The sequence below is a fragment of the Carnobacterium sp. CS13 genome (assembly GCF_016653495.1).
GTDB classification, from domain to species: Bacteria; Bacillota; Bacilli; order Lactobacillales; family Carnobacteriaceae; genus Carnobacterium_A; species Carnobacterium_A antarcticum.
Map to the genome: position 1 here is coordinate 152,501 of NZ_CP067364.1, position 14,047 is coordinate 166,547.

Annotated in this window: 12 protein-coding genes, 8 tRNA genes and 2 rRNA genes (1 of these 22 only partly in view); 20 read left to right on the forward strand and 2 right to left on the reverse strand. The window is 41.6% G+C overall.

Annotation, left to right across the window (positions count from 1 at the left end; translation table 11 throughout):
• From JHE06_RS00695 to JHE06_RS00755, 13 genes are all read left to right on the forward strand, one after another.
• Window positions 1-2,310 (forward strand): 23S ribosomal RNA (locus JHE06_RS00695) (it extends 610 nt beyond the left edge of the window).
• A 92-nt stretch (window positions 2,311-2,402) separates the two neighbouring features.
• A 5S ribosomal RNA gene (gene rrf, locus JHE06_RS00700) occupies window positions 2,403-2,518 on the forward strand.
• Between the two features lie 29 nt (window positions 2,519-2,547).
• Window positions 2,548-2,623, forward strand: a tRNA-Val gene (locus tag JHE06_RS00705).
• 1 nt (window position 2,624) lies between these two features.
• A tRNA-Lys gene (locus JHE06_RS00710) sits at window positions 2,625-2,697 on the forward strand.
• A 38-nt stretch (window positions 2,698-2,735) separates the two neighbouring features.
• Window positions 2,736-2,820, forward strand: a tRNA-Leu gene (locus tag JHE06_RS00715).
• Between the two features lie 21 nt (window positions 2,821-2,841).
• A tRNA-Thr gene (locus tag JHE06_RS00720) sits at window positions 2,842-2,917 on the forward strand.
• Window positions 2,918-2,920: 3 nt separating this feature from the next.
• A tRNA-Gly gene (locus JHE06_RS00725) sits at window positions 2,921-2,992 on the forward strand.
• A gap of 52 nt (window positions 2,993-3,044) precedes the next feature.
• Window positions 3,045-3,133, forward strand: a tRNA-Leu gene (locus JHE06_RS00730).
• Window positions 3,134-3,140: 7 nt separating this feature from the next.
• Window positions 3,141-3,214 (forward strand) — tRNA-Arg (locus JHE06_RS00735).
• Between the two features lie 29 nt (window positions 3,215-3,243).
• Window positions 3,244-3,317: transfer RNA gene (locus JHE06_RS00740), tRNA-Pro, on the forward strand.
• A gap of 320 nt (window positions 3,318-3,637) precedes the next feature.
• Entirely contained in the window at window positions 3,638-4,105 is a 468-nt protein-coding gene (locus JHE06_RS00745; protein WP_201089015.1) for a CtsR family transcriptional regulator, read from the forward strand.
• A gap of 19 nt (window positions 4,106-4,124) precedes the next feature.
• Window positions 4,125-6,623 (forward strand): ATP-dependent Clp protease ATP-binding subunit, encoded by a 2,499-nt coding sequence (locus tag JHE06_RS00750; RefSeq protein ID WP_201089017.1) that lies wholly within the window; start codon window positions 4,125-4,127, stop codon window positions 6,621-6,623.
• A 135-nt stretch (window positions 6,624-6,758) separates the two neighbouring features.
• The gene (locus tag JHE06_RS00755; RefSeq protein WP_058919694.1) at window positions 6,759-7,163 is read left to right on the forward strand and encodes a hypothetical protein; all 405 of its coding nucleotides are present in this window, start codon (window positions 6,759-6,761) and stop codon (window positions 7,161-7,163) included.
• 42 nt (window positions 7,164-7,205) lie between these two features.
• On the opposite strand, the gene JHE06_RS00760 is transcribed toward JHE06_RS00755, so the two are convergent.
• Complete coding sequence (locus tag JHE06_RS00760; RefSeq protein WP_058919695.1) at window positions 7,206-8,069, reverse strand: helix-turn-helix domain-containing protein; 864 nt, start codon at window positions 8,067-8,069, stop codon at window positions 7,206-7,208.
• 120 nt (window positions 8,070-8,189) lie between these two features.
• Between JHE06_RS00760 and tadA the strand changes: the two genes are divergently transcribed.
• Window positions 8,190-8,732: a tRNA adenosine(34) deaminase TadA gene (gene tadA, locus JHE06_RS00765; protein ID WP_058919696.1), complete on the forward strand. Its 543-nt coding sequence runs from the start codon at window positions 8,190-8,192 to the stop codon at window positions 8,730-8,732.
• 36 nt (window positions 8,733-8,768) lie between these two features.
• Here the strand turns inward: tadA and proC are convergent, their stop codons facing one another.
• A complete protein-coding gene (proC, locus tag JHE06_RS00770; protein ID WP_058919697.1) occupies window positions 8,769-9,581 on the reverse strand; it encodes a pyrroline-5-carboxylate reductase in 813 nt (270 codons plus the stop codon).
• 236 nt (window positions 9,582-9,817) lie between these two features.
• Here proC and JHE06_RS00775 point away from each other — a divergent pair, with 236 nt between their 5' ends.
• From JHE06_RS00775 to guaC, 6 genes are all read left to right on the forward strand, one after another.
• Complete coding sequence (locus JHE06_RS00775) at window positions 9,818-10,345, forward strand: Chromate resistance protein ChrB (protein ID WP_156413287.1); 528 nt, start codon at window positions 9,818-9,820, stop codon at window positions 10,343-10,345.
• Between the two features lie 30 nt (window positions 10,346-10,375).
• Window positions 10,376-11,272 carry a cation diffusion facilitator family transporter gene (locus JHE06_RS00780; protein ID WP_201089893.1) on the forward strand — a complete coding sequence of 299 codons (897 nt, stop codon included), beginning with the start codon at window positions 10,376-10,378 and terminating at the stop codon, window positions 11,270-11,272.
• A 124-nt stretch (window positions 11,273-11,396) separates the two neighbouring features.
• The gene (locus JHE06_RS00785; protein WP_201089019.1) at window positions 11,397-11,948 is read left to right on the forward strand and encodes a GNAT family N-acetyltransferase; all 552 of its coding nucleotides are present in this window, start codon (window positions 11,397-11,399) and stop codon (window positions 11,946-11,948) included.
• A gap of 105 nt (window positions 11,949-12,053) precedes the next feature.
• Window positions 12,054-12,734, forward strand: a complete 681-nt coding sequence (locus JHE06_RS00790; RefSeq protein ID WP_201089020.1) for a PepSY domain-containing protein — start codon at window positions 12,054-12,056, stop codon at window positions 12,732-12,734.
• Window positions 12,721-12,870: a hypothetical protein gene (locus tag JHE06_RS00795; RefSeq protein ID WP_201089022.1), complete on the forward strand. Its 150-nt coding sequence runs from the start codon at window positions 12,721-12,723 to the stop codon at window positions 12,868-12,870. Before JHE06_RS00790 ends, JHE06_RS00795 begins: the two co-directional genes overlap by 14 nt.
• Before the next feature lie 186 nt (window positions 12,871-13,056).
• On the forward strand, window positions 13,057-14,031 hold the full coding sequence (gene guaC, locus JHE06_RS00800; RefSeq protein WP_201089024.1) for a GMP reductase: 975 nt from the start codon (window positions 13,057-13,059) through the stop codon (window positions 14,029-14,031).
• Window positions 14,032-14,047 lie beyond the last annotated feature (16 nt).

Here is a 14,047-nt window from a genome sequence, read left to right on the forward strand (position 1 = left end):
TTGTAGAATGAACCGGCGAGTTACGATCCCATGCGAGGTTAAGTCGATGAGACGGAGCCGTAGCGAAAGCGAGTCTGAATAGGGCGAATGAGTATGTGGTCGTAGACCCGAAACCAAGTGATCTACCCATGTCCAGGTTGAAGGTGCGGTAATACGCACTGGAGGACCGAACCCACGTATGTTGAAAAATGCGGGGATGAGGTGTGGGTAGCGGAGAAATTCCAATCGAACTTGGAGATAGCTGGTTCTCTCCGAAATAGCTTTAGGGCTAGCCTCGGAATAAGAATCATGGAGGTAGAGCAACTGTTTGGACTAGGGGCCCTTCTCGGGTTACCGAATTCAGATAAACTCCGAATGCCATTGATTTATATCCGGGAGTCAGACTACGAGTGATAAGATCCGTAGTCGAGAGGGAAACAGCCCAGACCACCAGCTAAGGTCCCAAAGTTTATGTTAAGTGGAAAAGGATGTGGGGTTGCTTAGACAACTAGGATGTTGGCTCAGAAGCAGCCATCATTTAAAGAGTGCGTAATAGCTCACTAGTCGAGTGACCCTGCGCCGAAAATTTACCGGGGCTAAACATAACACCGAAGCTGTGGATAGAACTTAGGTTCTATGGTAGGAGAGCGTTCTAAGGGCGTCGAAGCTAGACCGTGAGGACTGGTGGAGCGCTTAGAAGTGAGAATGCCGGTATGAGTAGCGAAAGACGGGTGAGAATCCCGTCCACCGAATGACTAAGGTTTCCTGGGGAAGGCTCGTCCTCCCAGGGTTAGTCGGGACCTAAGTCGAGGCCGATAGGCGTAGACGATGGATAACAGGTTGAGATTCCTGTACCCGTTTGTTTTGTTTGAGCAATGGAGGGACACAGTAGGCTAAGGAATACGCACTGTTGGATATGTGCGTCCAAGCAACAAGTCTTGAAGCGAGTCAAATGCTTGCTTCTCTAAGGACAAGTTGTGATGGGGAGGGAAATTAAGTACCGAAGTTCCTGATGTCACACTGTCAAGAAAAGCTTCTAGTGAGAAACAAACGGCCCGTACCGCAAACCGACACAGGTAGTCGAGGAGAGAATCCTAAGGTGTGCGAGTGAACTCTCGTTAAGGAACTCGGCAAAATGACCCCGTAACTTCGGGAGAAGGGGTGCTGACCATTTGGTCAGCCGCAGTGAATAGGCCCAAGCAACTGTTTATCAAAAACACAGGTCTCTGCTAAATCGAAAGATGACGTATAGGGGCTGACGCCTGCCCGGTGCTGGAAGGTTAAGAGGATGGGTTAGCTCTCGAGCGAAGCTCAGAATTGAAGCCCCAGTAAACGGCGGCCGTAACTATAACGGTCCTAAGGTAGCGAAATTCCTTGTCGGGTAAGTTCCGACCCGCACGAAAGGCGTAATGATTTGGGCACTGTCTCAACGAGAGACTCGGTGAAATTATAGTACCTGTGAAGATGCAGGTTACCCGCGACAGGACGGAAAGACCCCATGGAGCTTTACTGCAGTTTGATATTGAGTGTTTGTACAGCTTGTACAGGATAGGTAGGAGCCGATGAAACCAGGACGCTAGTCTTGGTGGAGGCGTTGGTGGGATACTACCCTTGCTGTATGACCACTCTAACCCACAGCCATGATCTGGCTGGGAGACAGTGTCTGACGGGCAGTTTGACTGGGGCGGTCGCCTCCTAAAGAGTAACGGAGGCGCCCAAAGGTTCCCTCAGAATGGTTGGAAATCATTCGTAGAGTGTAAAGGCAGAAGGGAGCTTGACTGCGAGACCTACAAGTCGAGCAGGGACGAAAGTCGGGCTTAGTGATCCGGTGGTTCCGCATGGAAGGGCCATCGCTCAACGGATAAAAGCTACCCTGGGGATAACAGGCTTATCTCCCCCAAGAGTCCACATCGACGGGGAGGTTTGGCACCTCGATGTCGGCTCATCGCATCCTGGGGCTGTAGTCGGTCCCAAGGGTTGGGCTGTTCGCCCATTAAAGCGGTACGCGAGCTGGGTTCAGAACGTCGTGAGACAGTTCGGTCCCTATCCGTCGCGGGCGCAGGAAATTTGAGAGGAGCTGTCCTTAGTACGAGAGGACCGGGATGGACACACCGCTGGTGTACCAGTTGTTCTGCCAAGAGCATCGCTGGGTAGCTATGTGTGGACGGGATAAACGCTGAAAGCATCTAAGCGTGAAGCCCCCCTCAAGATGAGATTTCCCATCACGTAAGTGAGTAAGACCCCTGAGAGATGATCAGGTAGATAGGTTGGAAGTGGAAGTACAGCGATGTATGGAGCGGACCAATACTAATCGGTCGAGGACTTAACCAATTTTTTAAACGGTGTCTTGGTTTCGACACGATGTTGCAAGAGAAAAACACTATCCAGTTTTGAGAGAACACCGTTCTCTTGATGAAAAAATGTGCGGTGGTGACGGCAAGAAGGTCACACCTGTTCCCATGCCGAACACAGCAGTTAAGCTTCTTAGCGCCGATGGTAGTGAAGGGTTTCCCTTTGTGAGAGTAGGACGCTGCCGCGCATTGATTCATTAAATTTAATTTATCCCATGGAGGTTTAGCTCAGCTGGGAGAGCATCTGCCTTACAAGCAGAGGGTCAGCGGTTCGATCCCGTTAACCTCCACCATGAGTCATTAGCTCAGTTGGTAGAGCATCTGACTTTTAATCAGAGGGTCGCAGGTTCGAATCCTGCATGACTCATAACTAAACATCTATGATGGATAGTTATGCTACGCTTAGCGGGTGTGGCGGAATTGGCAGACGCACTAGATTTAGGATCTAGCGTCGAGAGACGTGGGGGTTCAAGTCCCTTCACCCGCACCATTTATTCTTTTTACTGTATTAGCCGGCTTAGCTCAGTTGGTAGAGCATCTGATTTGTAATCAGAGGGTCGAGGGTTCAACTCCTTTAGCCGGCACCATTTGCGGAAGTAGTTCAGTGGTAGAACGCCACCTTGCCAAGGTGGAGGTCGCGGGTTCGAACCCCGTCTTCCGCTTACTAGACCAACTAGTAAGCAAGATTTGAAAAAATCATTGCTTGTTCTAAATGCCGGGGTGGCGGAACAGGTAGACGCACAGGACTTAAAATCCTGCGGTGAGTGATCACCGTGCCGGTTCGATTCCGGCCCTCGGCACCATTATTCAGCACCCATAGCTCAATTGGATAGAGTACCTGACTACGAATCAGGCGGTTAGAGGTTCGACTCCTCTTGGGTGCATTTTTCAAAACTAACATTGAAGAACATTACGGGAAGTAGCTCAGCTTGGTAGAGCACTTGGTTTGGGACCAAGGGGTCGCAGGTTCGAATCCTGTCTTCCCGATAAAAGAATAAAATACAAAAATAATCACTTATTTCATTAGTGGTTATTTTTTTATTTGGTTAGAATTAAATAGTTTTTAAGGCAAATGAGACTGTGTGGCTTTTCAAATGGCTTATTTTCTCGTATAATGAAAGTCAGGATTAGTCAAGGATTAGTCTGATTGGTTGACGCTGTTCTAGAGGAAAAAAGGAACGAGCGATTAAGTCTAGTGTTAAGACAAAAAGAAAAGGAGTGTTACTGAGAGAACACCGTTGCATTGTGTGGTAAAAATAGGTAATATACATACCATACATCTTCATTGTTTCAGTAACGAATAGCACATGAATAATCAAAATATGTCGGATATCATTGAAGCTTATTTGAAGAAAGTACTTGGAACGGATGAGCAAGTCGAAATTAGGCGTAGTGAAATGGCAAATCGATTTAATTGTGTTCCTTCTCAAATTAACTATGTCATCAACACACGTTTTACTGTTCAACAAGGTTATTTGGTTGAGAGCAAACGTGGCGGCGGCGGGTATATTCGAATTATAAAAGTAAAGTTGTTAGATGAAGCAGAAATGTTGGATATGCTGATTGATGTGGTTGGAGATAAGATTTCTCAAAGGAACGCTTTTTCAATCGTAGAAACGTTATACGAAGACAATATGATAGCTAAACGAGAAGCCAATTTAATGTTATCAGCGATGGAGAAATCGGTTTTATCTTTAGACTCAAAACTGGAACATGAATTACGGGCACGCATTTTAATAGCATTTTTAAACAATTTAAAATATGAACAGTCTTAAAAGACGGAGGTAATAAAATATGAATGAATTATTTTCAGAAAAAGCAAAAATGGTTCTAATGTTAGCACAGGAAGAAGCTAAAGGATTCCGTCATCATTCTGTCGGGACAGAGCACATCTTGTTGGGCCTTATGGTTGAACAAGAAGGAATTGCGGGCCAAACACTTCGTCAATTTTCTGTAACGGAAAAAGACGTAAGAGAAGAAATAGAACATTTCACGGGTTATGGAACCATGAAATATGTTTCGAAAAACGCCGTCTTGCCTTATTCGCCTCGAGCTAAACAAGCAATCACATTAGCTACAGACGAAGCAAGACGAATGGGAGCTCCTTTAGTAGGAACGGAACATTTGCTATTAGGTCTATTAAGAGAAGAAGATATCTTATCGTCTAAAATTTTGACTAATTTAGATATTAGTTTGAACAAAACCCGTCAAATTCTTTTGAAAAAAATGGGGATCTCAGATGTGACAAATGGCAAAGGCAGACGTCCAAAGGCAGCTTCTAAACCCGTAGCAGGAACGCCGACACTTGATTCATTAGCAAGAGATTTAACGGCTAACGCTCGTGCTGGTAAAATGGATCCTATCGTTGGACGTAAGACAGAAATCCAACGCATTATTCAAATCTTAAGCCGTCGAACAAAAAACAATCCTGTCTTAATCGGAGAACCTGGTGTAGGTAAAACAGCCATTGCAGAAGGATTGGCTCAAAAAATCGTTACCGGTGAAGTGCCTCAATCGTTAGCCAATAAACGCTTGATGATGCTGGATATGGGTTCATTAGTTGCGGGCACTAAATACCGCGGCGAGTTTGAAGAACGCATGAAAAAAATTATCGATGAAATTTATCAAGATGGAGAAGTGATTCTTTTTATTGATGAATTGCATACGTTGATTGGTGCTGGCGGAGCTGAGGGAGCAATCGATGCTTCCAATATCCTGAAACCTGCTTTAGCACGGGGAGAGCTGCAAACGATTGGTGCGACTACTTTAGACGAATACCAAAAGTATATTGAAAAAGATGCAGCACTCGAACGTCGTTTTTCACCTATCCGTGTTGATCAACCGACTCCAGACGAAACAGAAGAAATATTGTTAGGTCTGCGTTCGCGTTATGAAGAACACCACAATGTTGAAATAACAGAAGAAGCGATTCATGCAGCTGTTCAATTGTCTTCGCGTTATATTACTTCTAGACAACTGCCCGATAAAGCTCTGGATTTGATCGACGAATCAGCAGCTAAAGTGCGTTTAGATGTCTCAGATAAACCCACTCTTTTAGCTGTTGCGATTACTGAATTGGATGAATTGGTCCAAGAAAAAGAAACCGCGATCCAATTGCAAGATTTTGAAAAAGCTGCCAAAGTTCGAGTGAAAGAAATGCGCCAACGGAAAAAAATTGAAGACTTGCTGCTCAAACAAGAAAAACAATCTACTGCTGCTTCTCAATTGCAAGTGACGGCGCTCGACATTGCTGAAGTAGTGTCGCTCTGGACTGGAATACCTGTCCAACAAATGGAGCAAAAAGAAACAGATCGATTATTGAGATTGGAAAAAGTGCTGCACAATCGTGTGATTGGTCAAGAAGAAGCTGTCAGTGCAGTCGCTAGAGCCATTAGACGTGCCAGAAGCGGGTTGAAAGATCCAAATCGCCCAATTGGGTCCTTTATGTTCTTAGGACCTACAGGAGTAGGTAAAACAGAGTTGGCTAAAACATTAGCAGATGCGATGTTTGGTAGTGAAGATGCCTTGATTCGTGTCGATATGTCTGAATTTATGGAAAAATACAGCACCAGCCGCTTGATTGGTTCTCCTCCAGGGTATGTAGGTTACGATGAAGGCGGACAATTAACTGAAAAAATTCGTCAAAAACCTTATTCAGTCATTTTATTTGATGAAGTTGAAAAGGCACATCCAGACGTTTTCAATATTCTTTTGCAAGTGTTGGATGATGGGCATTTAACGGATTCTAAAGGCCGTAAAGTGGATTTCAAAAACACCATTATGATCATGACTTCCAATCTTGGGGCAACAGCTTTACGAGATGAAAAGTCGGTTGGTTTTAGTGCTGTTGATGCTAGAAAAGATCATAAGACGATGGAAAAACGCATCAAAGAAGAATTGAAAAACACATTCAAACCAGAGTTTATTAACCGTTTGGATGAAATCATTGTCTTCCATTCACTTGAAAAACCTGAATTGAATAAAATCGTTAAGTTGATGGGACAAGTGATTGTCAAACGCTTGGAAGAAATGGACATTCATGTCAAAATTACTCAAGCTGCCATCGATGTTATCGCTAAAGCTGGTTTTGATCCTGAATACGGTGCACGTCCATTACGTCGTGCAATTCAAAAAGAAATTGAAGACCGCTTAAGCGAAGAATTGCTAAGCGGCAATGTAAAAATTGGTGATCATGTAACGATCGGGGCTGCTAAAGGCAAAATCCGTATCACTGTCAAAGGCGCTGAAACAAAAGAAAAAATTGCCCTTTCCGGAGATAAAGAAAAAGCTTGATTTAGTGAGTTTATCCAATAAATAATGATTAAAACGCCTAATGCAGTTCCATCGCATTAGGCGTTTTTGTTCGTGTTTTTTTCCAGTTTCTGCTATGATTGGTTCACAGATATAACTGAAAGGAATGTGAGTAGTATGAAAAATTCAACACGTAATTTACTTATTGGCTTAGGCACAACTGTGGCGGTGGGAGCATTCATTCTATCTTCATCCGATAAAACTATGGCGAAACTAGAAGCGTGCATCAACCGTAAAAAAGCTAAAACCTTTGTTAAAGATAAGTTGAAAGGCAACGAAAAAGCATTAGATGTTGTTGAAAAATTATCAGATGACGAAATAACTAATTTACTCAAAGTGGTTGATAAAGTCACTGATTTAAAAGGTCAAGTGGGCACGTATAGCAATCATTTGAAAGATGCAACAAGTGAATTCAAAGATATGCTGATGGACAAAAAAGACATGCTGGCAGATAAAAAAGATATGGTAGTCGATAAAACAGAAGATGTAGCTGGCGACATTAAAGATAAAATCAAAAAATAAAAGACAGCAAAAAACAGACCTGCGTATCAGGTCTGTTTTTTCTTACAACAGTAACAAATAACACAATAATAAGTCATTCATATCACGCAAAGACAAGCCGCTAAGTTCGTAAAAGCGGTCTATCCGGTATTGGAGTGTATTGCGGTGAACATACAAAGATTTGGCAGCTAAGCTGATATTCCCTTGACTATGCCACATAGCTAACACCAATTCTTTCCACTCTGGTTGGCCAATAAATTTTTTCTTCAACGCTTGCATCAACGGACTTTTTTCTAATGCTTCAGCTGTATAGTAATTTAAAGCAACAGTCGGCAGCGAAAAGAGTGCGGAGGTCTTGTTTTTCTGTTTGTTGAAAATGATTTGTTCTTCCATAATGATGCTGCGGAAATCCGAATTGAACGGCCAAAACTGTCCGATGTAACAAATCGTTTTGATTGAGAAGTCATCATCAAGGGTCTGAATGATAGCAGACAATTCTTCGACTGTTAATTTTCCAGCTGATTCGCTTTGGATCAACAAGCCAGCAGTCTCGTCAATAAAAAAAGCTTCATCAACGCTTTCAAACATACTTTTAAAAGCTTTAAGCCATGTTTTTTGGTCAAATTGCTGGTCTTTTTTTAAAAGGGCAAATTGAATCACACGGAAATCACCGGTTTTCTCTGGCAACTCATTTCGTTCTCCAAGTAAAAAAGCATACCAATCAGATTGTTTAGCGGCATGCTGGAGGGGAGCTTGCTCTGGTTTAAACATTAGCTGAAGCAAATCGAGTTCTCGGTTCGTTTTGGTAGCGGCATTGAATTGAATCCATTGGTCTTTAAAAGGAAACGAAACGGTTACATTTGTATTTTTAGGTTCATGAACTAATTGAGCTTCTGGATAGATTTGTTTAATTTGATCAAACTTCAAAAAATCACCTCTTTGAGATAGAGACTATTGATCTCTTCTAACTCCATTCTAACATTCTTTTTCAGATTTTGGGACAGTTTATGATATGATGGGACCAAGAAACGATGAAGGAATGAATGTATGTTAACGACAGAAGAAAAAGAATGTTTTATGCGTGAAGCAATTAAAGAAGCAAAGAAAGCTGGAGCTAAATTAGAAGTGCCGATTGGGGCTGTTGTGGTTTTAAATGGAGAAATTATTGGTCGGGGGCACAATCGGCGGGAAGAAAGCCATGATGCAACAACTCACGCTGAGATGTTGGCCATTCAAGAAGCTAATCAAACGGTAAAAAATTGGCGTTTAGAAGATGCTCAACTGTTCGTGACGCTTGAGCCTTGCCCCATGTGCAGTGGAGCAATGATTTTATCACGTGTCAAAGAATTGTATTACGGTGCTCCAGATCCTAAAGGAGGAACCGCGGGTACATTAATGAATTTATTAGCAGATGAACGCTTCAATCATCAAGTTGAAATTGAAAAAGCTATTTTAGAACAAGAATGCGGAGCGTTACTGACAGATTTTTTTAAAGCTTTGCGTCAACGTAAAAAAGCCGAAAAAGCTGCACGTAAAGCAGCAGCTTTGCAAGAATCGACAGATGGAACAGACAAGGAAAAAGAAGGGTAAACAGCCAGTTGAGGCCGTCTATCCTTCTTTTCATTTTTAACCCTGCATTAGCTCTTGGTCTTTTGCGATGGTCGCATCAACCCCTTTAATGACAGTTGAAATAAATTTTTCATCTTCTAAAGCAACAATGCCGGCGACTGTTGTGCCGCCTGGTGAACAAACTTGGTCAATCAAGTTCCAAGGAGATTGGTCGCTTTCTAAGATCATCTTGGCACTACCTAAGACAGCTTGTGCTGCAATTTTCGTAGCAAGGTCTTTTGGCATTCCATTTTTGACTGCTCCGCGAGCTAAAGAATCAATAAAGAGGAATGCATACGCAGGTGAGCTGCCGGCAATAGCAGTGAATGTGCTGAAGTCTTTTTCTTCCAATTCAACGGCTTCACCGATAGCTTTGAACATATCAAGAATAAAGGTGACCTGCTCAGCAGAAGCAGCAGCATTGCCGCACACCGCTGTCATTCCCTCGCCAATCATAGAATTGAGATTCGGCATTGCCCGGATAATCGGGTTTTTCGATTTTTCCCCAAGAAGATTTGCCAGCTGTTCAAGAGTCGTGCCGGCAGCAATCGATACGATCAATGGGTCATGTTGTTGGATCGTAGAACTTAAAGCCGGCAAGATAGCAGGAAGAGTGGTTGGTTTGGTAGCCAAAACGACCACATCAACTGATTTGATCAATTCTTCGTTAGAGGCACAGGCAATCGTATGCGTTTCAGCAGTAAAAGCGGCTAATTTATCACTGGTGCGATTTGTGACATAGATATCTTCACTTTTTGTATGTCCTTGTTGGATCATCCCTTTGATAATGGCACTGGCCATATTTCCTATTCCAATAAATCCTACTTTCATAACGAAACACTCCATTCTTTAGATACACTTAACTGATGTAGTTTTATTTTACCATAAAATAGAAAGCCGAAAGCTAGGCGTTCTTTTTCGGTAAATGCCCATGAATAAGTTCTACCCTATAAACCTTCCTCTTGTAACGACTGTTACAAGATGTTAGAATGAAGCTCGTGTTGCAAAAAAAGATGTAACGGTTGTTACGAATTATCTATCGAAATACGACAAAAAGGATGAGAACTGTGAAGTGGTTAATGATGAGCTATACTTTACCAAGCGAACCTTCGCGTTACCGTGTAGCTGCGTGGCGCAAGTTGAAGCGATATGGTGCGGTTAATTTACAACAATCTCTATGGATTTTACCAGATACAAATGAAGCTAATCGCGTATTGGAGAAATTATCTCAAGAAATTCAGGCTAATGGAGGCGAAAGCTTTTTAGTCAGCTCAGAATTTTTAGGAAAAGAACAGGAACAAGCGGTTATTGGACAGTTTAATCAAATGCGCGAAGAAGAGTACCTTGAATTGATTCGTGAATGTGAAAATTATTTACAAGAAGTCAGAAGAGAAATAAAAAACGAAAAATTTATTTTTGCTGAATTAGAAGAAGAAGAACATGAATTTGAAAAATTGGTTTCTTGGTATGAAAAAATTGTTTTGCGCGATCGTTTTACTGCTCCAAGTCAAAAAAAAGCCCATGAATTGGTCGAAAAAAGTCGGGAGATACTTGAGACGTTCAGTCAATTGGTCTTTATTCGGAATGAAAAATAAAGAAATATATAACAGTTAAAGGGGTCAATGATCATGCAAGAGCGTTATGAAGAACTGAAAAGAGCAGAAAAAGGGGCGATTTTAAGTATCGTCGTATACATTGTTTTGTCGGTAGCTAAAATTTTTATTGGAATGACCTATCAATCAGCAGCTTTAAAAGCAGATGGACTGAACAATATGACCGATGTCGTTTCTTCTGTAGCGGTGTTGATTGGTTTACGTTTAGCCAGAAGACCAGCGGATGACAACCATCCTTATGGGCACTGGAAAGCGGAGACGATTGCCAGCTTGGTAACTTCTTTTGTGATGCTTTTAGTAGGGATTCAAGTATTTTACTCTAGTTTTAGCCGAATTTTTGAAGGAGAGATCATAGCGCCGGATAAGATTGCGGGAATTACTGGGTTAGTTGCTGCATTTGTCATGTTAGGCGTTTATATTTATAATTTAAGATTAGCGCGAGGAATCAACAGCGAAGGATTGAAAGCTGTCGCAAAAGACAACCTCAGCGATGCTTTGACTAGTTTAGGCACTGCTGTAGCCATTTTTGGATCGATGTTGGGTTTTGTTTGGTTAGATGGGTTGATGGCTATTATCGTTGCGATCATTATATTAAAAACCGGTATCGAAATTTTTCGAGATAGTGCTTTTTCTCTTTCTGACGGATTTGATACTGAAAAATTGGAAGCTTATAAAACGAGTATCCTCGAATTGCCGAATGTTCTTTTCGTTGATTCGATCAAAGCACGTAAATATGGTGCCAATACCTATGTTGATGTAACGATTTTGGTCAAAGCGACGTTGACTGTTCACGAAGGGCATCAAATTACCGAAAATGTTGAACGTGTATTAAAAGACAACTATGGTGTGATCGACATTGATGTACACGTGGAACCAGCTTCGCCTACCGCAGAGAAAAAAACTCCTTAATTCCAACCGCAAAGAGAAGCAGCGATCCGTTGGAAAAAATCAGTTGAAATTTAGCACTAAGTTCGTTACGATTAAACTCGTGAATTAAGCAGCATTAAAAATGGACGGAAAAGAGGAATAGCCTATGGAAAGTACCCTTTATTTATTGATCAAGCACAATCGTTTAGAAAGTGAGCGCATTATTCTGCGGCCGGTTTCAATTGAGGATGCTGAAGATATGTACGAATACGCATCTGATGAAGAGACAACACGGTTTGTTTTTGACACCCATCAAAATTTAGAAGCGACAAAAAATGTGATTGCGGAATATTTCGCCAAAGATCCAATTGGAAAATACGCATTGGTATTGAAAGAAAACAATAAAATGGTTGGAACGATTGATTTGCGTGTTGATATGACACATAAAAAAGCGGAATTGGGCTATACCTTAAATAAAAAATTCTGGGGAAACGGGTATATAACCGAAGCAGCAAACTTGCTGCTGGAATTAGGGTTTAACATCATTGGGTTAGAACGCATCTACGCGATGTACGATTCTAAAAATAAAGCTTCCGGTAGAGTGATGGAACGTTTAGGCATGACCCGAGAAGGCGTCTTGCGCAAAAATCGATTGGTGAAAAACGAGTTTTCCGATGATGTCTGTTATTCCATTTTGAAAGAAGAGTACATGAAGTAAAAAGTATGTTGCTGCTTTGGAAAACTAAACAAGCCTTTTGCTTTAATCTCTCTGTTCTTTCATTTATGATCAGGATAGAGGAATAAAGGAAAGGAAGAGGATAATATGTTACAACATACGAGTAAGAAACTCTTGGTCGGATTAGTGACGTTAACATCCGCAACAGTCTTAGCAGCTTGTGGGGCAAACGAAACGACGCCGAATCCAGCACCGGAAGAGTCCGTTTCTTCATCAACTACTACGCCGGAAGTGAGCAGCGAGTCATCAGCAGATCAAGCGAGTGAGAGCAGTTCAGCTGTTTCTTCCGATGAATCTCAAAACACAAACGATGAGGCATCTTCTCAAGGAATCGAAAATCAAGACTACAAAGTCAGTTTAGAACAGGCTATTGATATTTATAATGAAACATATCCGGATACTACGATCAAATCCATTAGTTTTGATTTAGATGATGGCTACTATCAATATGAAGTTGAAGGGTTCAATCAAAGCGAAGAAATGGAACTGAATATCGATGCAATGTCTGGAGATATTTTAGAAAAAGAAAGAGAAACTGAAAACACTCAGAATAAGACAGAGCTTGATTTAACCAATCTGATATCGCCTCAAGAAGCAATGACTGCGGCGCTTAAGGAAATAGGCAGCGGCTACGTTGAAGAATGGGAATTGGAAACCAAACTTGAGAAAACTTATTATGAAGTAGAAGTAGAAAATATTGAAAATGGCGATCATGATGTTGATGTTTACGTTGATGCTAAAACAGGAGACATTATTGATAAAGACTGATTGTTTAAGAATGGTAGTGAAAAAGCAGCTGTTTTCCAGAAAAGTATTCTGGGAAATGGCTGTTTTTTGTTGTTCTAAAAAAACGGGAAAAACAGGTCTGTTTTCATTAGATATCGAACGACCGATCGGTTTTTAATCAGAAAGTTCCCTTTTATCCCTTTTTATGCTTAATTCTTTTGACAAATAACGCCATTTGCGGTAAATTGGTTAGTGGACGAACTATAAAACTGGAAATATGAATTAATGTTCGTTTGTAAGCGGCGGTTGAAAGAGAAAACTGCAAAAATAAGATAAAAACGAAGAGAAAGAGGTTTTAAAGCCCATGAAAGTTTTTGATTATGAAGATATCCAATTGATTCCCAATAAAAGTATTGTCCAAAGCCGATCTGAATGTGACACTAGCGTAGTGTTCGGCAGCCGAACATTTAAATTGCCAGTTGTACCGGCGAATATGCAAACAGTAATGGATGAAAGTTTAGCTATCTGGTTTGCAGAGAATGATTACTTCTATGTGATGCACCGTTTCGAAGAAGAAAAACGGAAGCCGTTTATTGAAGATATGCACAAAAGAGGCTTATATGCCTCGATCAGTGTCGGCGTTAAAGCGGATGAATACACTTTTATCAAAGAATTAGCTGAAAAAAGCCTTATACCGGAATACATTACGATCGATATCGCTCATGGACATTCCAACCAAGTGATTGAGATGATTCGTCACATAAAAACACACTTACCGGAAACATTCTTAATAGCTGGAAACGTTGGAACACCTGAAGCCGTTCGTGAATTAGAAAATGCCGGTGCCGATGCAACAAAAGTGGGGATCGGACCTGGAAAAGTTTGTATCACAAAATTGAAAACAGGTTTTGGAACAGGCGGCTGGCAATTGGCTGCGCTTCGCTGGTGTTCAAAAGCGGCTCGGAAACCGATTATTGCTGATGGCGGTATCCGCGACCATGGAGACATTGCTAAATCCATTCGTTTTGGTGCATCAATGGTCATGATGGGTTCGATTTTCTCAGGACATGAACAATCGCCAGGAGAAACGCTTGAAATTGATGGGAAAACGTTTAAAGAATACTATGGCAGTGCCTCAGAATTCCAAAAAGGCGAGCGGAAAAATGTTGAAGGCAAAAAAATCATGGTAGAACACAAAGGCGATATCTCAGCGACGTTACTAGAAATAAAACAAGACTTACAGTCTTCTATTTCATACGCGGGCGGAAATGATCTGGAATCCCTGCGTAAAGTTGATTATGTCATTGTTAAAAATTCTATTTTTAATGGCGACCGTTAATAAAATGCAAAAAGAG

Bases quoted from the DNA above. Each gene is read 5' to 3' on its own strand.
- JHE06_RS00745 (WP_201089015.1), top strand. From the start codon at position 3,638: ATGAATAATCAAAATATGTCGGATATCATTGAAGCTTATTTGAAGAAA.
- guaC (WP_201089024.1), top strand. From the start codon at position 13,057: ATGAAAGTTTTTGATTATGAAGATATCCAATTGATTCCCAATAAAAGT.
- proC (WP_058919697.1), bottom strand. From the start codon at position 9,581: ATGAAAGTAGGATTTATTGGAATAGGAAATATGGCCAGTGCCATTATC.
- JHE06_RS00785 (WP_201089019.1), top strand. From the start codon at position 11,397: ATGGAAAGTACCCTTTATTTATTGATCAAGCACAATCGTTTAGAAAGT.
- JHE06_RS00750 (WP_201089017.1), top strand. From the start codon at position 4,125: ATGAATGAATTATTTTCAGAAAAAGCAAAAATGGTTCTAATGTTAGCA.
- JHE06_RS00790 (WP_201089020.1), top strand. From the start codon at position 12,054: ATGTTACAACATACGAGTAAGAAACTCTTGGTCGGATTAGTGACGTTA.
- tadA (WP_058919696.1), top strand. From the start codon at position 8,190: ATGTTAACGACAGAAGAAAAAGAATGTTTTATGCGTGAAGCAATTAAA.
- JHE06_RS00755 (WP_058919694.1), top strand. From the start codon at position 6,759: ATGAAAAATTCAACACGTAATTTACTTATTGGCTTAGGCACAACTGTG.